This is a genomic window from Pseudomonas floridensis (assembly GCF_002087235.1).
GTDB classification, from domain to species: Bacteria; Pseudomonadota; Gammaproteobacteria; order Pseudomonadales; family Pseudomonadaceae; genus Aquipseudomonas; species Aquipseudomonas floridensis.
This window is the reverse complement of the sequence record NZ_MUIO01000093.1, coordinates 45,764-69,987: the sequence shown is the minus strand read 5'-3', so window position 1 is coordinate 69,987 and position 24,224 is coordinate 45,764. Positions and strand designations below refer to the sequence as shown.

Annotated in this window: 19 protein-coding genes, 1 tRNA gene and 1 riboswitch; of the genes, 3 read left to right on the top strand and 17 right to left on the bottom strand. The window is 60.3% G+C overall.

What is annotated here, in order from left to right:
* Nucleotides 1-333: 333 nt before the first annotated feature.
* The gene (locus BZK31_RS21995; protein WP_083185414.1) at nt 334-834 is read left to right on the top strand and encodes a hypothetical protein; all 501 of its coding nucleotides are present in this window, start codon (nt 334-336) and stop codon (nt 832-834) included.
* Between the two features lie 231 nt (nt 835-1,065).
* On the opposite strand, the gene BZK31_RS21990 is transcribed toward BZK31_RS21995, so the two are convergent.
* The 12 genes from BZK31_RS21990 to BZK31_RS21935 all read right to left on the bottom strand — a co-directional run bounded on the left by BZK31_RS21990 (nt 1,066) and on the right by BZK31_RS21935 (nt 16,699).
* Nucleotides 1,066-1,139: transfer RNA gene (locus BZK31_RS21990), tRNA-Gly, on the bottom strand.
* Nucleotides 1,140-1,295: 156 nt separating this feature from the next.
* The gene (locus BZK31_RS21985) at nt 1,296-2,189 is read right to left on the bottom strand and encodes an alpha/beta fold hydrolase (protein ID WP_083185412.1); all 894 of its coding nucleotides are present in this window, start codon (nt 2,187-2,189) and stop codon (nt 1,296-1,298) included.
* Nucleotides 2,190-2,491: 302 nt separating this feature from the next.
* Nucleotides 2,492-3,184, bottom strand: coding sequence for a pseudouridine synthase (locus tag BZK31_RS21980; protein ID WP_083185410.1), 693 nt, complete (start codon nt 3,182-3,184; stop codon nt 2,492-2,494).
* Nucleotides 3,185-3,228: 44 nt separating this feature from the next.
* Nucleotides 3,229-3,453, bottom strand: coding sequence for a cysteine-rich CWC family protein (locus tag BZK31_RS21975; protein ID WP_083185408.1), 225 nt, complete (start codon nt 3,451-3,453; stop codon nt 3,229-3,231).
* 3 nt (nt 3,454-3,456) lie between these two features.
* Complete coding sequence (locus BZK31_RS21970) at nt 3,457-6,867, bottom strand: dermonecrotic toxin domain-containing protein (RefSeq protein WP_083185406.1); 3,411 nt, start codon at nt 6,865-6,867, stop codon at nt 3,457-3,459.
* A 95-nt stretch (nt 6,868-6,962) separates the two neighbouring features.
* Entirely contained in the window at nt 6,963-8,777 is a 1,815-nt protein-coding gene (atzF, locus tag BZK31_RS21965) for an allophanate hydrolase (RefSeq protein ID WP_083185404.1), read from the bottom strand.
* 35 nt (nt 8,778-8,812) lie between these two features.
* On the bottom strand, nt 8,813-12,526 hold the full coding sequence (uca, locus tag BZK31_RS21960) for an urea carboxylase (RefSeq protein ID WP_083185402.1): 3,714 nt from the start codon (nt 12,524-12,526) through the stop codon (nt 8,813-8,815).
* 118 nt (nt 12,527-12,644) lie between these two features.
* Nucleotides 12,645-13,268, bottom strand: coding sequence for an urea amidolyase associated protein UAAP2 (locus tag BZK31_RS21955; RefSeq protein ID WP_415639724.1), 624 nt, complete (start codon nt 13,266-13,268; stop codon nt 12,645-12,647).
* A 13-nt stretch (nt 13,269-13,281) separates the two neighbouring features.
* Nucleotides 13,282-14,007 carry an urea amidolyase associated protein UAAP1 gene (locus BZK31_RS21950; RefSeq protein WP_083185400.1) on the bottom strand — a complete coding sequence of 242 codons (726 nt, stop codon included), beginning with the start codon at nt 14,005-14,007 and terminating at the stop codon, nt 13,282-13,284.
* On the bottom strand, nt 14,004-14,786 hold the full coding sequence (locus BZK31_RS21945; RefSeq protein WP_083185398.1) for an ABC transporter ATP-binding protein: 783 nt from the start codon (nt 14,784-14,786) through the stop codon (nt 14,004-14,006). Before BZK31_RS21945 ends, BZK31_RS21950 begins: the two co-directional genes overlap by 4 nt.
* Entirely contained in the window at nt 14,783-15,598 is an 816-nt protein-coding gene (locus tag BZK31_RS21940) for an ABC transporter permease (RefSeq protein ID WP_083185396.1), read from the bottom strand. Before BZK31_RS21940 ends, BZK31_RS21945 begins: the two co-directional genes overlap by 4 nt.
* Nucleotides 15,599-15,625: 27 nt before the next feature.
* Entirely contained in the window at nt 15,626-16,699 is a 1,074-nt protein-coding gene (locus BZK31_RS21935; protein WP_083185394.1) for a putative urea ABC transporter substrate-binding protein, read from the bottom strand.
* A 59-nt stretch (nt 16,700-16,758) separates the two neighbouring features.
* Nucleotides 16,759-16,861, bottom strand: a riboswitch (guanidine-I (ykkC/yxkD leader).
* A 478-nt stretch (nt 16,862-17,339) separates the two neighbouring features.
* On the opposite strand from BZK31_RS21935, the gene BZK31_RS21925 reads away from it, so the two are divergent.
* Nucleotides 17,340-17,696, top strand: coding sequence for a hypothetical protein (locus BZK31_RS21925; protein WP_167378079.1), 357 nt, complete (start codon nt 17,340-17,342; stop codon nt 17,694-17,696).
* A 217-nt stretch (nt 17,697-17,913) separates the two neighbouring features.
* Here BZK31_RS21925 and BZK31_RS21920 read toward each other — a convergent pair whose 3' ends face one another.
* Nucleotides 17,914-19,026, bottom strand: coding sequence for an enoyl-CoA hydratase/isomerase family protein (locus BZK31_RS21920; RefSeq protein WP_083185390.1), 1,113 nt, complete (start codon nt 19,024-19,026; stop codon nt 17,914-17,916).
* Between the two features lie 170 nt (nt 19,027-19,196).
* On the opposite strand from BZK31_RS21920, the gene ung reads away from it, so the two are divergent.
* Nucleotides 19,197-19,889, top strand: a complete 693-nt coding sequence (ung, locus tag BZK31_RS21915; RefSeq protein WP_083185388.1) for a uracil-DNA glycosylase — start codon at nt 19,197-19,199, stop codon at nt 19,887-19,889.
* Nucleotides 19,890-19,893: 4 nt separating this feature from the next.
* Here ung and BZK31_RS21910 read toward each other — a convergent pair whose 3' ends face one another.
* From BZK31_RS21910 to BZK31_RS21895, 4 genes are all read right to left on the bottom strand, one after another.
* Nucleotides 19,894-20,928 (bottom strand): AbrB family transcriptional regulator, encoded by a 1,035-nt coding sequence (locus BZK31_RS21910; RefSeq protein ID WP_083185386.1) that lies wholly within the window; start codon nt 20,926-20,928, stop codon nt 19,894-19,896.
* Complete coding sequence (locus BZK31_RS21905) at nt 20,921-22,435, bottom strand: tripartite tricarboxylate transporter permease (RefSeq protein WP_083185384.1); 1,515 nt, start codon at nt 22,433-22,435, stop codon at nt 20,921-20,923. Before BZK31_RS21905 ends, BZK31_RS21910 begins: the two co-directional genes overlap by 8 nt.
* Before the next feature lie 2 nt (nt 22,436-22,437).
* Nucleotides 22,438-22,896, bottom strand: a complete 459-nt coding sequence (locus tag BZK31_RS21900) for a tripartite tricarboxylate transporter TctB family protein (protein ID WP_083185382.1) — start codon at nt 22,894-22,896, stop codon at nt 22,438-22,440.
* 62 nt (nt 22,897-22,958) lie between these two features.
* On the bottom strand, nt 22,959-23,942 hold the full coding sequence (locus BZK31_RS21895; protein WP_208617221.1) for a Bug family tripartite tricarboxylate transporter substrate binding protein: 984 nt from the start codon (nt 23,940-23,942) through the stop codon (nt 22,959-22,961).
* Nucleotides 23,943-24,224 lie beyond the last annotated feature (282 nt).

Sequence of the window (24,224 nt, the reverse complement as noted above, 5' to 3'; positions counted from 1 at the left end):
AGCGGGCGAAAACGCCCTCCCTGTATGAGGTATCGTTCGATTTTCAGCGGATAACGCTGTTTGCCGGGTGAATTTCCGACTTTCCGCTGACTTGCGGCAACTTGTTCGGAGAATCCTTAGGCAGATTGCCAACGGCGGAAGTATCAGGAGGCGAAGTTTTAATGGATATAGCACACATGAGCTAGTGGCGAGGCACCATGGTGCGCATAGTGCATCTGTACTATTGAGGTTTTAAAAAGAGCTGGTTAGGCTTTTTGCCGAAGTTATTAAGCCCCTTATTATTGAATGACGGATAACTGACCTCAGAGGTTAGTGCGCCAGCGGAGTGTGTGGATGAAAAGTGTAGCGTTGTTTCCGTTGATTCTGGCCTTATCGGGGTGCGCGGGTCTTGATCAGGCCATGTCCGTGACCAACGGAGTGTTCGACCAGACCGGTGATTTGCTGAGCGGCGATTTCAGAGGGTTGACCGAGGCCAAACAGGCAACGTTGACGGAGATTTGGGGCGATTGGGAAACGAACGAAGTCACAGCGAAGGAAAAGTGGGACGCCCAAACACTGATCATTCCCGGCGTTGTGCAGCGCATCACCAAGACTGGCAGCGCCATTGGCCAGAACCAGATTGCCGTTATCTTTACGGATCCGACCAATCCAAAATGCCAGGGCCAGGGTTTGACCCGCGATGATCTCTTGGTCAACAAGAAAAAGATCAGCAGTTTCAAAAAGGGTGACAGAGTGTTGATGAAGGGCGTTCTGGGGACTACCGAATCGAAGTGGACTGATAATGAATCGTGCTGGCTGTCTTTCGAAAAGGCCGAGTTCACGTTGCAGAAATAATGGCCGCTGTTGCCGCGGTGACGGGTTATATATTTCAAAAAACCGAAGAATGACTGATGGTCAGGGTAACCCGAGTTTTTTCAATAATTTTCAATAAGAATGCACAACGGATGATCGCTGCCTTACGTGCCGATATACAGTGATTTTTTTTGGGGGGTGAGGAAGGGGTAAAGCGGAGCAGAATCAGCCAGCGCTTCCTGACGTTCGGTGAGTTTCAGAGGAAAGGTGATATGGAGCGGGTAGAGGGAATCGAACCCTCAACTAAAGCTTGGGAAGCTTTCGTTTTGCCACTAAACTATACCCGCGTCTGAGTGGCTGACTTTGTACCAGATGCAGGCTTTGATTTGAAGCGCTAATTTCCCTGACCCTTGGTTTATTCGGACCTTCGCCCTGGAAGCCGTCCGCCGAGTGCCGCTGTCCGTGCGCTGGCGGAGGTTCCGTGGCTCTGTCGAGCGCTGCTCTCAGAAGGCGAGGGCATGATTGTTCTGGACCAGGTTGTACGCATAGCGTGGCGATTGCGCGACGGCGGGCTCCGGTTGCAGGAAACTCAGCAGCGCCAGCTTCGAGTCGCGGCAGGCGGTTTTGTGTTCCATGTCCAGAAAGTGGCCTGCGGCATCAATGGTGCTGAAGCTGCAATCCTTTACATAGTTAGCGAAATGTACGGCGTCGTTCGCGGCGGTGTACTCGTCCCAGGCACCGTTCATGAACAAGACGGGTACGTTGATGTTTTTCGCGGCAGTCAGGTAATTGCCCGGATCGATCTCCAGTACCTGGCTGATGTGGTAATGCATCTGGTCGTATTCATGCAGGTCCAGGCTGCTGACGTGGCGATAGTTGAAGCGCTTGAACAACGAAGGCAGGTGTTTGCCGATGGTGTTGTTGATCAGGTGACCGACTTCATAACGGTCATGCGCGCCCAGGTGGATGATGCCCCGGTTCAGGTAGTCACGCATGTGCTCGTTGATTACGGGCGAAAACGAACTGATGACGGCGCTTTCGATGCGCTTGGGACGATGTGACAGCGCGACCAGCGCAGCGGCGCCACCCCATGAAAACGACATGACGTGCTCGGCGTTGAAGTGGTCGATCAGCTCCAGCAGGATCTGCCCTTCCATTTCCCGGGTCAGGGGTTTTTCATGCAGGTTGTGAGGCTTGGATTTTCCGGCATACGGCTGATCGTAGAGGACCACGTTCAGCTTGGGATACAGGTTGCGGACGGTTTGAGCAAATGACGCGGTGGTGGCCAGTGAGCCGTTTACCATGATGATGGTTTTTTCCGCGGCATCTGCGCGATAGAACTCCGTGTAAACCCGAAACTGTCCTTGTATATCAAGCACGGCTTTTTCTGGCGACATAGGTATAACTCCTGGCGTAAACAGGTATGCGTACAACAACGTTGCACGAGTTTCGTGACAGGCAGGCATTAGCCGATTAAAGGCCCATGTCGATCCGAACGATCTGTCCGACAGGTATTGTTATTGGTGGGCAATTTGTCGTGAGCCCCAACGGCTCAGTACGGCAAAAGGTTTATTAGAATGTTTGTCCTGACTCATCAGTCACATGTGGACTGACGGTTTGGATTCAAGCAGCCGATCCGGGAACCCGCAAGTGCCGTTCGTACGTTAGCGGTGCGATCCGCCGAATGGTTGTGACTTTTTTAGAATAGCCCGATTTCTGCGGCGTGCAGCGCACGGTAGCGCCCAGGCTCTAGCTCGGGGTCCAGAGGCAGTGCGCCGATGCGTTCTCTGTGCAGAATCAACACTTTATTGTCGAAGTGACCAAACATCCGTTTGACCTGGTGGTAGCGTCCTTCGACAAGACTGAGCCGGGCACAGCGAGGCCCCAGTACAATTAGCTCGGCCGGTTGTGTGGTGATGTTTTCGAACGGGAAGTAAACGCCTTCGGCAAACTTCGCTATATACCGTTCGTCGATCAATTGCTCGGTTTCGACGTAATACACTTTTGGCGACTTTGTTTGCGGTTGGGTAAGTCGCCGTGACCAGTGACCGTCATTGGTGATCAACATCAGACCGGTCGTGTTGAAATCCAGCCGACCGGCAATATGCAATTCATGTTTGTCAGGCTCATCCAATAGATCGAGTACGGTGGGGTGCTGCGGATCGACCGTGGCGCTGACGCATCCTTGCGGTTTGTGCAGCATGAAGTAGCGTGCGGGCTTGCCCGCTTGAATGATCTGGTCGTCAACCATGACACAGCTGAATTCGCGAATGTCGTGATGCGGGTTGGTCGTGATCTGCGCGTCGACCTTCACACGGCCGCTGGCCAGCGCCAAGCGCACGTCCTTGCGGTTGAAGCGGGGCAGGTTGCTGAGAAAACGGTCGAGACGCATGGTGAGGGCGGGCGCTGATAATGAAGCGGCGTATGGTACGCGATTCAGCGTTCCGGTTGCCCCGGCGCCGGTCTCGCGACCCCGGCACAGCGCGCGCACAGGCAGGCCTGATTGCGCAACGAGTCGGGCAACGCTTCCAGCACGGTCGGGTCAATGCTTTCTGAAAAGCACCAACACGGTTGCGCGGCGGTGCGCGGATCGGCAAGGCTGCATTGATTGCTGAAACCGCAGACCGGGCAGAGGCTGGTGTCGGGGGTGGGATTGGCCATGCTTCAAGGGGGCTGTTTGATCGGGTCAGACATCTTAACAATCATTGGCTTGACTGTCGGGGCCACGTAGATCTGGGAGCGTCGCAACAGGACGTCGATCGCCGCGCAACGGCAATGCACCAGCAGAATCCGATCGTAGTGAATACCGTTCCCCGCCAGGGTACTGAACAGGTCATCCAGTGTGGGTGACAGCATGCCAAAGCGATTGCGTACCGTCAGCACGTCCATGGGCGTGCGCGGCAACTGGCTGCGCAGGGGCGAGAGGTGCGAATTACGCACGATACGCGCAATGTCTTCGTAGCTTTCATAGGTCGGGCTCTGGAACTTGGACAGGGTGTAATTCTTAAGACGACCTGTCAGTGCGGTGCCCGCCATGACTTTGTCGGTCAGCACCAATGGTGCCCAGGACGGCAAAGGTCGAACCGGCGTGTTATCGACCGTGGTGGCAACCGAGAAGGGGCTGACGCTTTTGCTGACAACCCTGTGCAGGGCCGGATCGACGAGCTCATAGCCGTGAGGTGCATAGGTGCGGATCTCACTGCCGTTGGGGATTTTTACCGTGGAAGTCCATGGCAGATAGTAGCCATGCGTGCTCACCACCAGAGTGCGCGCCTGACCCCGGTCCGAGGTCCATAACAGAAACCGGCGGCCCAGTTTCCACGCGTGTATGGCCACCTGAGCAAACTCGCCGGTATCCAGAACCGTCCAGCGTTTGAGTCGGGCATCGGTGTAAAAGAACGTTTCCAGCCGGGTCTGACGCGCAGCCATTGATCGAGAGAGTAATGTTTCTGTGACGTTGCTCTGCGCGACGGATGCACTCCCGGCTCGGGTGCGGGCGGACCTCATGGCCTTGCCCAGCGCCCGCGCCAGCCCCGGCGTTCGGGGGCCTGCTTGCAACAGCCCAAGCGATAGCAGAGAGAGCAAGGCCTGATGCTTCTCCTCATGACGTTTGCCCGGCAGATTGGCTGACGCGATGTTCAGCGAAGCGATACCGATCTCGGTGGCCAGTGAGGCCATGAATGCCGGTGTGAGCACTAACGACATGGGCCCCAACAAGCGCTGGAGATGGCGCAGGCGAGTGGTCCAGTGATCCAGCGAAACCTGGGCGGGCGTCACGATCTGCTGCTGCGCATCGGCCTGGGCGTTTTGTTTCAGAAGCTGACGCAGGAAGGCGAACGGTGAGCCCGGCAGTTTTTCTTCGCACAGAGAATGGTGCATCGCCTTACGGGTATCGGGATTGTAGAGCGCGTCCGTCCAGGGACGCAGAATCGAAGCCGGCGGACTCGGTGCGGCCACGGAGCCCCATAATTTGAACAGGTAATTAAGGCGCTCGTGATAATGCCCGGGCACGTACTGCATGACGGTATCGCGCCAGTCCTGATCTGCGGTGACACGATTCAGATAGGCATTGAATTCCTGATCGTTGCGAAACTCGACGAACGCTTTTGGGTGACCTGCCTGGTAAAGGATCTTGAGCCTGCCTGGCTCTTCGAGCACCAGTAACCCGGTCGGTTGATGCTCCAGACCATCGACCAGCGAACCTTGAATGTAAAAACTCAGCACATGCCAGACCGCCGCCTCAGGGTAGGACAGTGCATGCACCACCCGATCGAAACCCTCGCGTCCCAGGCTACCCAATTTGAGGCTGATCAGTGCCTGGGTGATAAATGCCGAAGTGAATGCCTGTTCGATGGACTGTTTTCTGCGCTCCCAGAAATCATTGATGCGCCGGGTCATCAGCGTCAGGAAATCGAAGGCCTTGATGTAGTCCTCGAGGGCCTGTGGGGCAATGTCGAGTATCTGATCGTCAGCAAGCACGCCTTTGCCGGTGGTATCCAGAAACACGTCGGTGCCACCGTCGTGATCAATGTAGCCCACCGGCCTGTCGACCCGGTAGTTGCGTATCAACGCCTGACTGAGGCTGACGGGTGTCTCGTCGGGACTGTGCACGTAGGTCGAGGGCCTGCGCGCGTCGCCCAGTTGCGTGATGTTGTCTCCGTGGCGGTAGGCGATGAACACGTGGTCAGGATCGAGCGTCAACCGATGATGATCTTTCAGGTAGTTGGTCATGACCCGGTTGGCGATGGCAGGCGCGACCGGAACGTCATCGAGAATGGCCAGATGGGTCTGCCAGAGGTCCACGGCACTGGCCAGCGCAAGGCCTCGGGCAATGGGTCTGAGCAGGTCCGAATCGTCGTGCTGCTCCGCTCCCGACAGGCGATGCGTGAAGCTTTCCTGTGCGCGGGTCAGCTCGATGAAGACATCGGTGTCGATCAGCGGCGTGTCGAGCACGATCCGGTCGTTTTCGTCCGGCGCGAACTCATGAAGTACTCGCCCATGCAATCCCGACGCGTTCATGGCCGCCACCAATCGCGTGCACATGTCCTCAGGCTTGTCACTGATGTACTCGATGACCTCGCCACGATTGCCCGACAGGTGAATGAAACAATGCGAAGTGTTCTTCGAACTGACCTGAAAGATGCCGGGCACCGTTTCACCGTTGATCGACAGCATCCGCACTTGCGTTTTGGTGCCGCGCCCGGTCTGCTCCAACGCCGCAGCGTGGGTCGGGAAGGTACGCAATCCCAGTGCATCCAGCGTCAGGTCATAGCCGGCTTTGCTTATGCGCCCGCGAAGGGACTGATGCGCCAGTGCGTCCAGAAAACCCAATCGGTATAACGCCCGGTAAGTCGTGGCGTGCTGCGCCCAGAAGGTTTCCAGTGCCGTGCCGTACTGCTGCGTCCAGGGAGCATTGGCAATCTGCCTGAAGACAGCGGTCGCTGTCAGGGTCGTCTGGTCGGACAGGGCCTGCTCCTCGATCTTGCTGCGGTACAGCCCCATGAAGCGCGGGGCGTCAAAGCTGCTCAAAGCGATTTCGGTGAGCGACAGACGATCGCTGTAACGCTCGCGTCCGGCAGCGTCCACAGAGGGATGTTCTTCGGTCGTAAAAGTAATGTGCAATTGATCCGGGTCCAGCGGCTTGCCAGTCAGTTGCATGAGCAGCGCCTTCAACTGCTCACGCACGTAATGCTCGCGCCCCGGCGGACAATCCATGTCCAGCTGGCAGGTCCTGAGCAACAGCAGCGAGTCGGCGACCAGTTTGAAACCGGGGCTTTTGCGCAAGGTCTTGAGCCGACGCTCCAGGTTCTGATTCTGCTCGGCAGGATCCGGTTCTTCGGGTGGCAGATTTTCTGAAGAGGGGCCTTCGGGGTCCAGTCCCGTTGCCGACGTCGGCCCAAGGTTGACGCCACCTGGAAAGTGAAAAGGAGATACCGAGAACGGCACCGAGGCATTGAGCGTGTCCTGCCTTGCGTCGGTGTGCCCGGCAAACATCAGCACCGTGGGCAATTCCAGCAAGGTGGAGGCAGGGTAGAACAGGGTGTCTTGACGAAGCGGACTGCGGGAAGTGGTCATGACGGCAAGTTGAAGTGAATGGACAGCGACTATGCCGGTAAGACTCGGCACGCAGGGCATAACTATGTAGTGATGCCCGCGTGCTTTTTGTGCTTCTACTGATGCTGCAGGTAGGCGCGCCAGCCCCCCAGGTGGCTGATATCCCGAGCACCTTCCAGACCGCTGGCTTCACAGATGAAGCCGGTTTCCCAGCGGCCGTCGGCCAGTTGCACCTTGCCGAGTCCGAGGGGCGCTGGAATGCCGGTGAGGAACGAGCCGAGTTCCGCGCTGGGCAACTCCCAGACCTCTACCGCAATCGCCGTGCCGCCTTCGGCAACCCGCACCATGCCCGGACGGAATGGCGGCCCGCCAGCCAGTGCGTACAGCCGGTAGTCCGGTGAGCTGCACGTGGCTTCCAGCAGGCGGGCGCCGCGCTGCTTGAGCTGCCAGTTCAATGCCAAGCCCTCCAGATGCGCGCCGCAGACCACCAGTCTGGCCCTATCGTTGCGTGCCGCCGTGGAAGGCGCGGGGAGTTGCGGCGTCAGGCCCGAGATCAAGGGCAGTGCGGTGTGACGCTGCAAGGCGTCGGCAAGGCTGAGCAGGTAATGATCGGTGAATGCACGTCCGAACAGCGTCACGCCCCATGGCAGTCCGTTGTCCATGAAGGCGCTGGGTACGGCGATGGCGGCGTAGTCCAGCAGGTTGACGAAGTTAGTGTAGTAACCCAGTTCCGAATTGCGCAGCACCGGCTCCGCGACCAGTTCCGCCGATGTCACGGGACGCCCGATGCTCGGCGTCACCACGCAGTCCAGTTGTTCCAGCGTTTTGTCGCAGAGGGCCTTGAGCGCCTGCAGGCGATAGTGCGCCCGAAAGGTATCCACACCGCTGACGTCGGGCGCCTTGGCCAGCACGGCGCGTATGACCGGCAGCACAGCGTCGGGTTTGTCCTGCATCAGTTGCCCGGCAACGCTGTAGCGCTCGGCGACCCAAGGGCCTTCGTACAGCAGTCGGGCGGCGTCCAGAAACGGCGACAAATCGACCGTCACCGCTTGACCGCCGAGGGCGGTGAGATGATCGATGGCATCGCTGAACAGCAGCGGGCCCTGGGCACAGCCAAAGAATTCCAGATCTTCGGCACGCGGCACACCGAAGCGGAACTGACGTGGCGCGCCAAAGGCCGTCGCGTCATTCCACGCCGGGTTCTGGCGGCTGTATTCGTCGCGAGGATCAAGCCGGGCGATCAGCCCCAGCAACTGACTGGCTTCCCGTGCGGTCGCGGTGAACACCGATACACAATCCTGTGTACGGCACGCGGGCAATACGCCTGCGGTGGAGATCAAACCTTTGCTGGCCTTCATGCCGACCAGGTTGTTCAACGCGGCGGGCACCCGCCCGGAGCCTGCGGTGTCGGTGCCCAGCGAAAAACTGCTCACGCCCAGCGCGACCGCCAGCGACGAGCCGGAGCTGGAACCTCCCGACGGATACGCCTTCAGAACGCTGTTGGGGCAAGCGCCGTACGGCGAACGGCTGCCGTTGAGGCCGGTGGCGAACTGGTCCAGATTGGTCTTGCCCATGGGCACGGCTCCCAGCGCGATCAACTGCTCGACGACAGTCGCCGAACGCTGCGGGGTGTACGCAAAGTCGGGGCAGGCGGCGGTGGTTGGAATGCCGGCCAGATCGATGTTGTCCTTGATCGCGAACGGCACGCCATACAGCGGTAATTCATCGAGCGGGCGTCCTTCCAGTACAGTCAGATAAGGCTCCAGCTCAGCCGGGCTCAGCAGATGAATGAACAGGTGGTACTCGGGGTTCAGCGCCGCGGCTTTTTCCAGCAGGTTCAGAATCAACTGGCGGGGCGACAGAGCGCCAGACTGGTAAGCGGCGCGAACCGAATCCAGACGCAGGTCAGTCAACAGGTCGATATCGTTCATGGTGATGTTCCGTCAAAAAGTTGAGTGAGGTCGGTTCAATCCGCATCCAGCACGACGACCCGCTGTCCGGCGCGCACGGCCGAGCCGGGCTGCACCCGTACATCCCTGACGGTGCCGCCGACAGGCGCGAGCACCGGGATTTCCATCTTCATGGACTCCAGCACCACCAGCACGTCGCCCGCTTCGACCCGTTCGCCTGGCTTGACCTGAACCTGCCAGAGATTGCCCGCAATGTGACTGTCGATGCCTTGCTGACCTGGCCGTAGCGGCTCGTCTTCAGTGACCTGGGCGAGACTTTCTTCGCTCTCGACGTTGGCCTGGCCGTTGGCAATCCAGCGTTCGCGTTCAGCGTTGAAGGCTGCTTGCTGTTGCGCACGAAACGTGGCGATGCCGTCGGCTTCCTTGCTCAGGAAGGCCTGATAGTCAGCAAGGTTCAGGGTGCTGTGCTCGATGTTCAGCTCGAAGCGACCCAGCGGAAAATCACGCCGGATGCGCAGCAGTTCGTCGGCGCTGACCGGGTAGAAACGGATTTGATCGAAAAAGCGCAACAGCCAGGGTTTGCCGTCGAACGCGGTGACGTCGCGGTAGCGGTTCCACATTTGCAGCGTGCGACCGACGAACTGATAGCCGCCAGGACCTTCCATGCCGTACACGCACATGTAAGCGCCGCCGATGCCCACCGAGTTTTCCGCTGTCCAGGTGCGGGCCGGGTTGTACTTGGTGGTGACCAGGCGATGACGCGGATCGAGAGGCGTTGCCACGGGTGCGCCGAGATAGACGTCGCCCAGGCCCATGACCAGATAGCTGGCGTCGAACACCGTGCGTTGCACTTCATCGAGGTTGGGCAGGTCGTTGATGCGCCGAATGAACTCCAGATTGCTCGGGCACCAGGGCGCGTCCTTGCGCACGGTAGTCATGTATTTTTCGATGGCCAACTGGCAGGCCGGATCATCCCAGGACAAAGGCAGGTGCACGATGCGCGAGGCTACGTGCAGGTCTTTCGCCGCGCAGACCGCGTCCCATTCTCCGGCGACGATGTCGAGCAGTTGCCTGAGCGGAAGTTGCGCGGGCCGATAATGCACTTGCAGCGAGCGGATGCCCGGTGTCAGGTCGATCACGCCCGGTAGCGCCTTGGTCTCCAGCGCCAACATCAAGGCATGCCCGCGCAGGCGCAGCACCAGATCCAGCTCAGGTGCACCGATCTCGAGCAGCAGATGCGTGTCGCCAGACAGACGCGCAACGAGCCGCTTGTCGTCCTGGCCGATGTCCAGAACGACAGGGCTTTGCAACCGGGCAACGAACGAGGCACGTGCCGAGTCGCTTTCGCGAGCAAGCTCGCGCTCACGGGAAACGCTGAGTCCCTGTTGCCGCCTGACCGGGCTTCGCTCCGGGGCGACAGTCGAGGTGCGCGCAGTTTCCTGTGGGAGCGATCTTGCTCGCGAAGGGGATGGTTCAGATGCTGCATCGACCACGGCGTGACACGCTTCGACGGTCACCGGATGAAAGCGAACTTTGTCCCCGGCCTTGAGCTGACCCAACTGCCAAAGATCGGCTTCGATGATTGTCACCGGACACACGAACCCGCCCAGGCTCGGCCCGTCCGGCCCGAGAATCACCGGCATGTCGCCAGTGAAATCCACCGCGCCAATCGCATACGGGTTGTCATGAATGTTGGACGGGTGCAGTCCGGCCTCGCCACCGTCCGCACGGACCCACTCAGGCTTGGGCCCGATCAGGCGCACGCCGGTGCGGCTGGAGTTGAAATGCACCTCCCAGTCAGTCGCGAAAAACGTCTCTATGTAGGCTTCGGTGAAATACTCAGGCGCGGCATGCGGCCCGTAGATCACCCGAATGTCACGGACCTCATTGAGTACCTCAAGGGCATCCTCGGCGATGGACTGGCCGACGCTGCGATCAGTCAGCGGCGCCAGATGCAGCACATCCCCGGCCCGCAAGGCCCGGCCGCCATGGCCGCCGAACTGGCCCAGTGTGAAGGTGCTTTTGCTGCCCAGGTAATCCGGTACATCCAGCCCGCCCCGCACGCATAGATAACTGCGCGCACCGGCTCCGCTGATGGAACCCAGTGCCAGGGTCGAGCCGGCGTTGACCAGCAACACTGTGTTCATGGCGCACGGCTCGCCATCCAGCGTGAGCGCAATGGCGGCACCGGTGACTGCGACCACCGCGTCCGTGTTGAAGCGCAACAGCGGGCCGCTCATGGTAATTTCCAGTGCAGCGCATCCTTCGGCATTGCCCAGCAGCCGATTGCCCTGACGCAGGGCGCGGCTGTCCATCGGCCCGGACGGCGGTACACCGACCGCCCAGTAACCCACACGCCCCGGACAGTCCTGAACGGTGGTTTGCGTGCCGCCGCTGAGCACTTCGAAAGTGTCGGCGTGATACACCAGATCTTCCAGGCAACGGGTCCAGGGCTGACCGCTGGCGAACGGCGCATCGGTAATGATCTGCCGCAGGTAATCGCGGTTGGTTTCCACGCCATACAAGCGGCTTTCGTCCAAGGCTGCGGCCAGCGCGGTGCTGGCTTGTTCGCGGCTGGGTGCCCAGGTGATGAGCTTGGCGATCATCGGGTCGAAGTACGGTGGGATTTCACAACCGGCCTCAACCCAGGTGTCGATGCGCAGCGCTTTACCATCGGCAGGCGGAAAGCTCACGGCGGTCAGCAGGCCGGGGCAGGGCTGGAAATCGCGGCCCGGATCTTCGGCATACAGACGCGCCTGAATGGCATGTCCGTTCGGTGTAAGGGTTGCTTGCAGTTCGGTCAACGGCGGCAGATCACCGGCGGCCAGTTGCACCATCCAGCCGACCAGGTCCACGCCCCATACCTGTTCGGTCACGCCATGCTCGACCTGTAGACGGGTGTTCACCTCCAGAAAATAGAAGCGCTGGTCCTGGCTGTCGAACACGAACTCCACCGTCCCGGCGCTGCGGTAATTGACAGCTTTGGCCAGCTTGATCGCCGCCGCACACAATTCATCCGCCATGCCTTCCGGCAGATTGGGCGCAGGCGTTTCTTCCAGCACTTTCTGGTTGCGACGCTGCACCGAACAATCACGCACGCCCAGCGCCAGCACTTCTCCCCGACCGTCACCGAACACCTGAACCTCAAGGTGACGGGCGCGCTGGATGTATTTTTCGATGAACACACCGGCATCGCTGAAATTGTTTTGACCAAGGCGCTTTACTGCCTCGAACGAGTCGGCCAGTTCGACAGCGCTGCGGCATACGCGCATGCCAATGCCGCCACCGCCCGCCGTGCTCTTGAGCATCACCGGATAGCCAATGACCTCAGCCGCTGCGAGCGCCGCGTCGACACTGTCCAGCAGCTCGGTGCCTTCGAGCATCGGCACGCCATGCTGCCTGGCCAATGCGCGAGCGGTGTGCTTGAGGCCGAACACCCGCAGTTGCTCGGGCGTCGGGCCGACGAAAGCGATGCCCGCGTCCTCGCAGGCCTGGGCGAACGCAGCGTTTTCAGACAGAAATCCGTAGCCCGGATGGATGGCACCCGCGCCGCTGGCTTTGGCGATGGCGAGGATTTTGTCCACCGCCAGATAAGTGCCGGCCGCGCCGCCTTCACCCAGGCTGTAAGCTTCGTCGGCCTGCATCAGGTGCAGGCTGGCGACGTCGGCTTCGGAGTAGACCGCAACGCCTTTGACGTGCAAGGTTTTCAGCGTTCGCAGAATGCGACAGGCGATGGCGCCACGGTTGGCGATCAGCAGTTTTTCGAACATGGCATAACCCCGGAAACCGCATTGGCTGGGTTTCGTGATGGGAAGCGGGCCGTCCCGCTATGGGTGTTCAAGGCAACGGTCGTCCGTTGCTGCCCGGATCGGGATCGTCGGGCGTCGGTCAGTCGCGAATCAGCCATTGCGCGGGCGTCGGGTTATAGCCGTTGCAAGGGTTGTTCAACTGCGGACAGTTGGAGATCAGCACGATGACGTCCATCTCGGCGCGCAGTTCGACGTACTTGCCAGGGGCGGAAATGCCATCCTCGAAGGTCAGGCCGCCGTCGGCGGTAACGGGCACGTTCATGAAGAAGTTGATGTTCGGACCGATGTCGCCCTTGGTCAGGCGACCGTCGTGCAGGCAGGCGCGCAGGTAGTTGTCGCGGCAGCTGTGCATGTGGCGTTTGTCCAGGGCGTAACGCACGGTGTTGCTTTCCTGGGCACAGGCACCGCCCAGCGTATCGTGACGACCGCAGGTGTCATCGACGATGGTCAGCATCGGCTGGCCGAGGTTGGAAAACAGCACGCTGCCGGTGGTCAGGTAGACGCTGTTCTGGCGGCGCAGGGTGCGTTGCACGTCGTAGCGCTCACGCGGGTTGGCGAGGCTGAAGAACAGCGTATCGACTGCCTGATTGCCTTCCAGGTCGAGAATGCGCACCGTCTGGCCGGCCTTGACCTCGGCGAGGAAGGGCTCGCCAGCGGGAATGGTGGCATCGCAGCAATGATGGTCGTGGGCATGCAGAGTCATGACAGGGCCCTCCTCAGGCGAACAGGCGGTCGGTGTTGATAAAGCCGCGCTCGTTTTCCGGGCGCGAGGTGCGGCAGTGCTCGGCGATGCTGGCGTCGGCTTTCATCCAGCTCAGCGTGAGTGACTGCGGTGCATAGTTCGGGTTGGGGTCCATCGGATGTTGCAGCGCGGTCAGCACCACCAGCGTGTCCATCGGCGCATACAGCTCGATGTAATCGCCGGCCTTCGAGTTGTCCGGGACGAAATGCAGCGCGCCGGTTTCGTCCACATTGACCCGGCTGAACAGGTTCAGCGTCATCAGCAGGTCCGACAGGCCCAGCCCCCACTTGCCCAGCTCGACCAGCAGGTTGTCGACGCCATTGCGGAAGAAGCCGTTGCGCAGTTCCTGGTAGCGGCCCTGGCCGTATTTTTCAGCGACTTCCTGAGCGTTGAGGACGCCGCCGATGCTGTCGCTCCAGCCACAGGTGTCAGTGACGATGGCGGCCAGCACGCGGCCCATGTCCGAGTACAGGCAGTGACCGGCGCTCAGTCGCGCGGTGTGCTGGCACTTGAGGCTGTCGGGCAGGTTCAGGCGCTCGGTCTTTTCATGGGCGTTGAGCAGCGTCAGGCTGACGTTGGCATTGCCGTTCAGGTCGGTCAGACGCAGCAGTTCGCCGCGCTTGAGAATGAACGAACGGTGGCCGCCGCCGGGCAGCAGTTCTTCGGCAAATACGGGGTAGAGTGTGGTCGAGTCAGTCATGGCGTGGGCTCCTCCAAAGCCGGTTTCAGCAGTTCGAGTGCGGCGCGCTCGGCGCGACGCTCGCTGTTGAGGGGAATGTCGTAAGTGATGCGGGCGCCATAGGCGCCTGGCGAATGCGGGTCGTGGCGGACCTTGTCGAAGACCAGCAGGCGCGTGCCCAGATTGAAGCCTTCGGACAGGTCGTGGGTGACCATGAACACCGTCAATTGCGTTTCCCGCCAAAGGTCCAGCAGCAGGTGATGCATGTCCTTGCGAATGCCTGGGTCGAGCGCGCCGAACGGCTCATCGAGCAGCAACACGCGAGGTTTCATGATCAACGCTTGAGCGATAGCCAGGCGTTGCTGCATGCCACCGGACAATTGCGAGGGGTACTTGTCCAGCGCATGACCCAGCCCGACTTTGTTCAGCAATAACGCCGCCTGCTCCCGCGCATCACGCTTGGCCTGACCGAACAGCCGACCGATCCAGCGCGAGCGGGGCAGCTCAAGGCCCAGTGCGACGTTGTCCAGGACGCTCAGGTGCGCAAACACCGAGTAGCGCTGGAAAACCACTCCGCGACTGGCGTCGGGCTCGTTGGACAGCGGCTGACCATCGAGGGTGATGGAGCCACGGCTTGAGGTTTCCTGGCCCAGCAGCAGACGAAGGAAGGTCGATTTGCCGCAACCCGACGCGCCGACCAGGGTGCAGAACTCGCCCTCGGCGACGTCCAGATTCAGGCCTTCGAGCACCACCTGTTCGTCGTATTGCTGCCAGACGTTGCGTACGCAGATAAAACTCATGCCCGCGCTCCTTCGTACCAGGGAAACGCACGACGAGTCAGGGCTTTCAGGCCCCAGTCCATCAGCCAGGCGAGCAGGGTGATCCACACCACATAAGGCAGAATCACGTCCATCGCCAGGTAGCGGCGGACCAGAAAGATCCGATAGCCCAGACCGTCGGTGGAAGCGATAGCTTCCGCCGCAATCAAAAACAGCCACGCGGAACCCAACACCAGTCGCAGAGCGATCAGCAGACGCGGCAGCAGTTGCGGCAGGATCACCCGCAGGATCAGCGTCCAGGTCGAGGCGCCTAAGGTCTGGGCCTTGATCAGCAGTTCTACCGGAATTTCCCGGGCGCGCTGTTCCAGATCCCTCGCCAGGATGGGCGTGATGCCGATGACGATCAGCATCACTTTCGACAGCTCACCCAAGCCGAAGACGATGAACAGAATCGGCAGAATCGCCAGTGGCGGCACCATTGATAACACCGTCAATAAGGGCGACAGCGGGGCGCCGAACATCGGCAGAATTCCGGCTGCGATGCCCAGGCACAGCCCCAGCAACGCGCTGATGCCCAGACCGATCGCCAGCCGTTGAAGGCTGGACGCAGTGTCCTGCCACAACAGGTATTCCCCGGTTCGGGTATCGGCCTTGAACGCCATGCGATTGACCGCGTCGGCCATCTGCACCGCGCTGGGCAGCAGTTTGTCGTTGGGGTTTTCCGCGAGTCTGCTGGCCGAGCCCAGAAAGTAGGCGAACAGCAGCAGGGCGAACGGCAGGATCACCAGGATCAGGCGACCGGCGCGGTCCGGATGGCGGTTTATCAAACGCATGGCAGTGACCTTTGTGCGGAACGTGAGTTACAGCTTGCCGTCGGCGGCCATCTGCACGTAGCTGGGGTCAAAATGCAGCCTGAGATTGCCCTTGTCGCCGGTGGTCACACCGTTGGCGAAGGTCATGCCCACGGCCGTGGCGTCTTTCGCGCCTTCGCCGAGCAAGCCGTGCGCGAACGAAAAGCTGGCGACCTTGCCCATGGTTTCCGGCAACTGCTTGCTGGTGGCGAACTCAAGCGCTTCCTTCGGGGTGGCGAACAGTTTGGTGGTGTCCAGTTGCGACTGGAAACCGGCCAGATCGGTGCCCGACGCCTTGGCCATGTGTTCCAGAGCCGCCTTGCTCTGAGCGTTTTTGGCGTTCATCAGCGCAACCACTTCAAACCACGCGCCGGTCAATGCCTTGCCCAGTGCCGGGTTGTCTTTCAGGGTCTGGGTGTTGACCACCATCATGTCCATGATTTCGCCGGGGATCTGGCTGGAGTTGAAGACCTCGGTCACACCTGGCTTGGCCTTGATCTCAGAGAGCATCGGATTCCAGGTGGTGACGGCAGTGACGTCTTCGGTATTGAAGGCGGCGGAGATGTCGGCGTCCGAGGTGTTGACCACCTTCAGGTCCTTTTCACTGAGCCTGGCGCTGTCCAGCGCGCGGGCCAGCAGGTAATGGGAGACCGACAGTTCGACCAGATTGACCTCCATGCCCTTGAGGTCGGCAATCTTCTTGCCTTCGCCCTTGAGTACGACACCGTCGTTGCCGTTGGAGAAATCGCTGACGATCAGCGCGGTGCTTTCCACGCCACCGGCGGCGGGAATGGTCAGCGCATCCATGTTGGTCATGGTGCAGCCATCGAACTGGCCTGCGGTGTACTGGTTGATCGACTCGACATAGTCATTGAGCTGGGTAACATCGATCTTGATGTTGTACTTCTTCGCCCATTTGTCGACGATGCCCTGGGTGCCCGCGTATTCCCACGGCATCCAGCCGGCATAGATCGTCCAGCAAACGTTGAAGTGATCTTTCTGGGCGGCGTTCGCCGAAAAGCTCAATGCAGCGAGAAGACCGGCGCAGAGCAGGCCTGAGAGACGTGACGTTGACTTGAGCATCGAGAGATCTCCAGTAGTGAAAAGGGCGGCCAGGAGCAACGTGACACCACTGGTGTCCTGTCTCCCGGGCTTTTGTCCCGCCGTGTAACCTCTACTGGAGGTCGCCAACTCTCGGACCAGCCACTTGCCGTCTGGCAAGCCGGAACCCTAGTCAGCTATTGCAAATTGTGGTGCCGCGAACCGTGTGTTGACTCCTGCACACAGGCTGCTAAGCGAGAGTTGTGCCAACTCACCCATAGCCCCGTTTTTCAAGGGGCGCTTCCGTTTTATCGAACGACCGAACCCCGCAACATGCCTTGTGCTGGTGCGCGTCCGCACCGCGATGAGGCGTCAGGTTGAAATGTTTTGTAGCACCTTTGTAATAAGCGGATACAGGGCTGAACACCTTGATTTCAGGGGCTTTTCGGGCATTTTTGCGCGTGTCGCCGTTGATCGGCGGGGCGGGGACGGCCGCACTAGACAGCCTTTTGAGTGTCTGATTCTTCGTCCGCCAGCCACTTGGCAGACGCCGACCAGCGTCGCTGGTTCGTGCCCAATCGCGGTCCGGGAGGCCGCCATGTATCGAAGACCCTTGCTTATCGTTTTGCTGACCCTTTTCCTTGCTGGTTGCTACGCAGGCCCTGGTTACTACGAATCCGATGTGTACACGCAACCGACGACGGTCGTCGCTGGCGGATACGCTTATGACAATGGCTATCGTTCCACCTATTATCAGGAACGACGCATCTACGTGGCGCCTCAACCGCGCTACTACCAACAACGCTATTACGCCCCGGCACTGCGTTATTACGCGCCGCCGCCACAGCCGCGCTACTACGTACCCGGCCGCCAGCCGGGCTATGGCTGGCGCAACGATGGTTTGCGTGGCAATGATGGCTATCGTGGAAATTACCGCGGCGACTACCGTGGCAATCGCGGTTGGGACGATCACGGCGGCCGAGGCGGGCGTGATCACGGAAGAGGTGACGGCCGAGGCGGGCGTGGAGGCCATCGCTAGGTGGTATTGCGACTCGATCGATTTCGCGGACAAGTTGGCTCCCACGTTAAAAAAATCAGCGTCATGGAAGAGTGATCTGCCGCCCAACAGTTGGACATTCATCTGACTTTTGGGGGGCAGCTTGCCTCGTGGGAGCCAACTTGTCCGCGAAAAAGTCTGCAAGCCGTTTCGAGGCGCAACGGCCGAACTGGTTCGCAAACAGGGCCGACCTTCCAGATCAGTATTCCGACAGGTCCGCCAACGGATGGCGGCCTTCCCAGACCTTTTCAAAATGTGCCTCGATCACCGCAAGAGGGACTTTACTGACGTCCGGCCAGTGCCAGTGCGGCTTATGGTCCTTGTCTATCAGTCTTGCGCGTACGCCCTCGCTGAACTCCGGATGACGGCAGCAATTGAGGCTCATGGCGTATTCCATCTGGAACACCTGAGCCAATGACAGGTGGCGGGCGCGGCCGATCTGTTCCCAGACCAGGTGCGCGGTGACAGGACAGCCTTCGACCAGATTCCTGGCACCTTTGGCCAGTAATGCGTCGTCCTGATGCTGCAAGTGACTGATTGCCTGCCAGGCACAGACCAGATTGCCCACGTCCAGCAAGCTGTCGATCCTCTCCCTGCGCGGCAGCCATTGGGCCTCGGGCAGTTCAACGTGCGCTTCGTGCTGCAGCGCCTTGAGCAGGCTGTTGAGTTGTACGCCAACCTGTTCCTGCCAGTTGAGCTGCACCAGACCGTCGATCAGGTCCGCTTGCTGGTCGTCGAGCAAGCAACGGTCGGCAAGGTCCAGATCCAGCGCGTCGCGCCCGTTGACGTGCGAGGCGGTCAGACCGAGAAACAGACCCAGTTTCCCCGGCAGACGTGACAGGAACCAACTGGCGCCGACATCGGGGTACAGGCCGATGCTGATCTCAGGCATTGCCAGGCGGCTGCTTTGGGTGACGATGCGGATATTGGCACCCTGCAGCAGGCCCATGCCGCCACCCAGCACGTAGCCATGCGCCCAGCAGATCAACGGTTTGGGGTAGGTGTGCAAACTGTAATCGAGCCGATATTCAGCGCCGAAGAAATGCGCCGCCAAGGGGGGCACGGTCCCCGGCTCGTTCAGGCAGGTTTCCGCCAGCGTGCGTACATCGCCGCCGGCACAGAACGCCTTCGCGCCATTGCCGCGCAGCAACACGCACACGATCCGCGGATCACCTGCCCACGCGTCCAGCTGATCCTGAAGCGCCAGAATCATCGGCAGCGACAAGGCGTTGAGCGACTTCTCGGCGTCCAGCGTGGCAATCCCGATGCGCGAGGTGCCTTGAGCGTGAAGTTCTTCGAATTGCAGATTCATCGTAACCTCTCTGACGTGCACGGCAGTTAACGTTGGTCTTTACGCTGTACCACTTAGTTGCAAGGCAAATCTGCGGTTGAGTGTAGGAAAAAGCTCATATCGACGCGGTGTATTTGACTTTGGTGACGAGCTTTCCTAGTGTCCGCGCAAGATTTTTACCGGATGTGACCATGACTAGCGACGACCGCATCAAGCTTGAACCCAGCTGGAAAGAAGCGCTGCGCGACGAGTTCGACAAGCCCTATATGCACCAGCTGCGTGAGTTCCTGCGTCAGGAGCATGCCGCAGGCAAGGAAATTTATCCGCCAGGTCCGCTGATCTTCAACGCGCTCAACTCCACGCCGCTGGATAACGTGAAAGTGGTGATTCTCGGTCAGGATCCCTATCACGGCCCCCGTCAGGCCCACGGCTTGTGCTTCTCCGTACAGCCTGGCGTGCAGACGCCACCGTCACTGGTCAACATCTACAAAGAACTGAAACGCGACCTGAACATCGACATCCCCAACCACGGCTGCCTGCAATCCTGGGCGGATCAGGGTGTTCTGCTGCTTAATACCACCCTTACTGTCGAGCGGGCCAATGCGGCGTCCCATGCGGGCAAGGGCTGGCAGCATTTCACCGACCGGATCATTCAGGTGGTCAGCGAGCATCAACCGCACCTGGTGTTTCTGTTATGGGGCGCGCACGCACAGAGCAAACAGAAGCTGGTCGACGCGACCAAGCATCTGGTGCTGACCTCAGTCCATCCATCGCCGCTGTCGGCTTACAAGGGGTTCATCGGCAACGGGCATTTCGGACGGGCCAACAAGTACCTCGAACAGAATGGCCTCCAGCCGATCGACTGGCGTTTGCCGACGCTCTGAAGCGTCAGTTCTCGAGTCGCCTGTTCCAGCGTCGGAACAGCGGCTCGGCCAGGAACAGCACGAACAGCAAGCGCATGACCTGCATCGCGGTGACCAGCGGCACCGACAGTTGCAACACCTCTGCGGTCAGGCTCATCTCGGCGATACCGCCGGGCATCATGCCCAGTGTCAGTGAGCGCAAGTCCAGGTGGGTGAGGGCGCTGAGCCCCACGGCGGCCAGGGCTGCGATCATCATGGTCAGCGCGGTGCCCAGCAGCGTTCGCGCCAGAAACGACGGCGCACGCCGGAAGAATTCCCGATTGAAATGACAGCCCAGTCCGCTGCCGATCAACAGCTGACCCAACTGGCTGGCGCCGTTGGGCAAACCGATTTTCAGGTCCCAGACCACGCTGACCACGGCGCTGAGCAACAGCGGTCCGAACAGCCACGGATTGGGTTGCTTGAGACGTTGCCATCCCCAGGCCAGCAATGCGCCGCAGGGCAGCAGAAACGCCAGCCAGCGCCAATCGACGCTGGTGACGTGCACTGCCGGGGCGCCATCGCCGAGCAGGTATTTGAAAATCGCCGGAACGCATAACACTACCGCCAGCACCCGCAGACTCTGCGCCGCCGCCACGCTGCTCAGGGTCGCTCCGTTGCGTGCGCCGAGGTTGACCATCTCGCCGGATCCGCCCGGCATGCTGGAAAAGAACGCGGTCGGACGATCCTCCCCGGTGCGCAGCATCAGCCACACGCCGACCAGACACGACAGGCTGGTGACCAGTGCACCGAAGAAAATCAGTCCGAAATGCGCCAGCACCTGCTCGATCACCACGGGTGTGAAATGCAGGCCGATGCCGATCCCGATGACCAACTGGCCGCATTTGCGGCCACCGGGTATCTGGGTGATCTGCCATGCAGTCAGGCAGCGCACGAGGATGATCGCCAGCAGCGAGCCGACCATCCAGGGCAACGGCCAGCCGACCAGACTGGCGAGGTAACCACCCAGCAGGCCGACCAGAGGCGTCGGCCACCAGTTGCGCAAGGACGAATCAGACATCGGTCATGGCAACTCGCTGTCTGGCACGTTTGCGCCAGATACGGATCAGCGGGAACAGCAGCATGAACACGGTCAGCACCCACACACCGAGGGTAATCGGACTGGCCCAGAGAATGCCCAGTTCACCATTGGAGATCGACAGGGCGCGCCGCAGGTTCTGCTCCATCAGCCCACCGAGGATGAACCCCAGCAGAATGGGCGACAGCGGGAAGTCCAGCTTGCGCAGGATGTACCCGAAGATGCCGATACCGACCATCAGAAACAGATCGAAGGTGGTGGCGTGCACGGCATAGACGCCGATCCCGGTGATGATCGCGATGACCGGCACCAGCGCCCAGTTCGGCACGGCGAGGATGCGGGTAAAGATGCGGATCATCGGGATGTTCAGGATCACCAGCATGATGTTGGCGATGAACAGCGAGGCGATCAGGCCCCAGACAATGTCCGGTTGCTGCTGAAACAGCATCGGACCGGGCGTAATGTTGTACAGCGACAGGGCGCCGATCATCACCGCCGTGGTGCCGGAACCCGGAACCCCCAGCGTCAGCATCGGCACCAGCGCGCCACAGGCCGTGGCCCCGATGGCGGTTTCCGGTGCGGCCAGACCGCGCATGTCACCCTGGCCGAATTTGCCCTCAGGCCCGGCGATGCGTTTTTCCGTCATGTAAGCCACGGCGCTGGCCAGCGTCGCGCCCGCACCCGGCAGCACGCCGAGAATGAACCCCATCAGTCCGCAGCGAATGTTCACCACGAACACCGCTGCCGCTTCCTTGAGGTTGAACATCATGCGCCCGGTGGCTTTCACCGCTTCCTGACCACGGTGGGTTTTCTCCAGCAGCAGAAGGATTTCGCTGATGGAAAACAGCCCCAGCACCAGTACGACGAACTGGATACCGTCGGCCAGGTGGATGTTGTCACCGGTGAAGCGATACACGCCGCTGTTGGCATCGATGCCGACCGCCGACAGAAACAGTCCGATCAGCGCTGCGATGAACGTCTTGAGCGGCTTGTCGCCGGCCATGCCGCCCAGGCAGACGATGGCGAAGACCATCAGCACGAAGTATTCCGCCGGTCCGAAGGCAATCGCCCATTTGGCCAACAACGGCGCGAACAGCACCATCCCGCAGGTAGCAATGAATGCACCGATGAACGAACTCCATGCCGACAACGACAGCGCGACACCGGCCAGGCCCTGACGCGCCATCGGGTAGCCGTCCAGCGTGGTCATGACCGTGGACGCCTCTCCCGGAATGTTCAGCAGGATCGAGCTGATGCGCCCGCCGTACTCGCACCCCAGATAGACCGCGGCCAGCAGGATCAGCGCCGATTCAGGCGGAAGGCCCAGGGCAAACGCGATGGGAATCAACAGCGCCACGCCGTTGATCGGCCCCAGGCCCGGCAACAGGCCGACCACGGTGCCTATCAAGGTGCCGGACAGAGCGGTGATGAGGTTGTAGGGCGTCAAGGCCACGCCGAAGCCTTGACCCAGGTAGCTGAAAGTATCCACGTTTAATTCTCCAGAACGCTGAGCAGGCCCAAAGGCAAGGGAACGTCCATGGCTTTATCGAACAGCAGGTAAAGGCCGACGCTCATCAGAATCACCACCACCACACTGGGCACCCAGCGCCCGCCATACAGGCGTGCCATGGGAATGCCGATCAGGATGCTGCTGAGAATGAAACCCAGCGGTTCGAACAGGCCGGCGAACACCAGCAGCAGGCCAATGCAGATGGCGATCTTGACCAGTGTTTCGCGGTCCAGCTCAGGCTCGTCTTCGCTGTGCACGATCGGGGTCGGGCGAAACAGCAGGTACAACAGGGCGACGCCCATCAGACCGAGCATCAACAACGGAAAGGCTCGAGGGCCCACCGGTTCGTACGAAAAAGGCGCCTGATAGGGCCAGGCCATAAGGGCCAGGCCGATGCAGGCCAACAGCAGAACGCCGGCAAAAATGCGTTGTATGACCATGGGAAGCTCCTGAGTCGCGCCTGTCCGGCAGGCGCAACCGAATGTCAGTCAATTGGCTGCAATCACTGAATCAGGCCGAATTCCTTGGCCAGCACTTTGTAGTCGGCCACCTGTTTCTTGACGTAGGTGTCCAGTTCGACGCCGGTCATGGCGAACGGGAACAGCTCGCGCTGGTCACGCAGCTTGGCGAACTCTTGCGAGGCGAGCATTTTGTCGAACGAGGCTTTCCACCAGTTATAGTCTTCATCGCTGACCTTCGGCCCGAGGTAGAAGCCACGCACTACCGGCCAGACGATGTCGTAGCCCTGCTCTCTGGCGGTGGGGATGTCTTTCATTTCCGGTTCGTCGATGCGTTGTTCGGCGAACACCGCCAACAGGCGCATGTCACCGCTCAGGATGTGCGGCATGGAGTCGGAAATGTCGGTGCTGCCGACCTGAATATGCCCGCCGAGCAGTGCCGTGGCGATTTCACCGCCACCCTCCAGCGCCACGTAGCGCAGCACGCGTGGATTGATCCCGGCGGCCTTGGCGATCAGTGCGGTCTGCATCCAGTCCTGACTGCCGACGGTGCCACCCGAGCCGATCACCACTTTGCTCGGATCGGCCTTGAGGGCCTTGACCAGATCATCGAGATTTTTGTAAGGCGAGTCGCTCTTGACCGCGATCGCGCCATAGCTGGTGCCGACCGCGGCCAGCCAGCGCACGGCGTTTTCATCGAAGCGACCGAACTTGCCCTGCGCCAGATTGAGCAACGAGCCGCTGGACCAGGCGACGAGGGTGCCGGCATCGGCCGGACGTTGCGCCACCACCGCGTTGTAAGCCACTGCACCGACACCACCCGGCATGTAAGTCACCCGCATTGGGCTTGTGAGGATTTTCTCGTTGATCAGCGCGCTCTGGACCAGTTTGCAGGTCAGGTCGAAACCGCCACCTGGCGAGGCTGGCGCGATGCATTCAGGGCGTTTGGGCTCGGCGAGCAACTGCGTGGCCACCAGCATGCAGCCGGCAGTCATTGCTATCTGACGCAAGGAAAGTTTCATGTTCAGTCTCCTGAGATGTTTTTGTTTTTGGATGTGGAAAGCTGTTCAGTTCGTTCGATTGCCGGATACATCCCGTAACAAAAACGGGAAACAGGCAGGAGTGTGCCTGCAGACCACTGCATGGAAGTGCTGGAAACGTGCAGCGAGTGCATCGACGCTTAGTGTGATGTCACGAGGTGGTGAGCATGGGAAGTACGGACCGGAAGCGGTCGGGAATTGAATGCGATAGACGCACTGTCGAGCCGGGGAAGGCATTGACATGATGTGACTCCATTTACCGTTTTATTG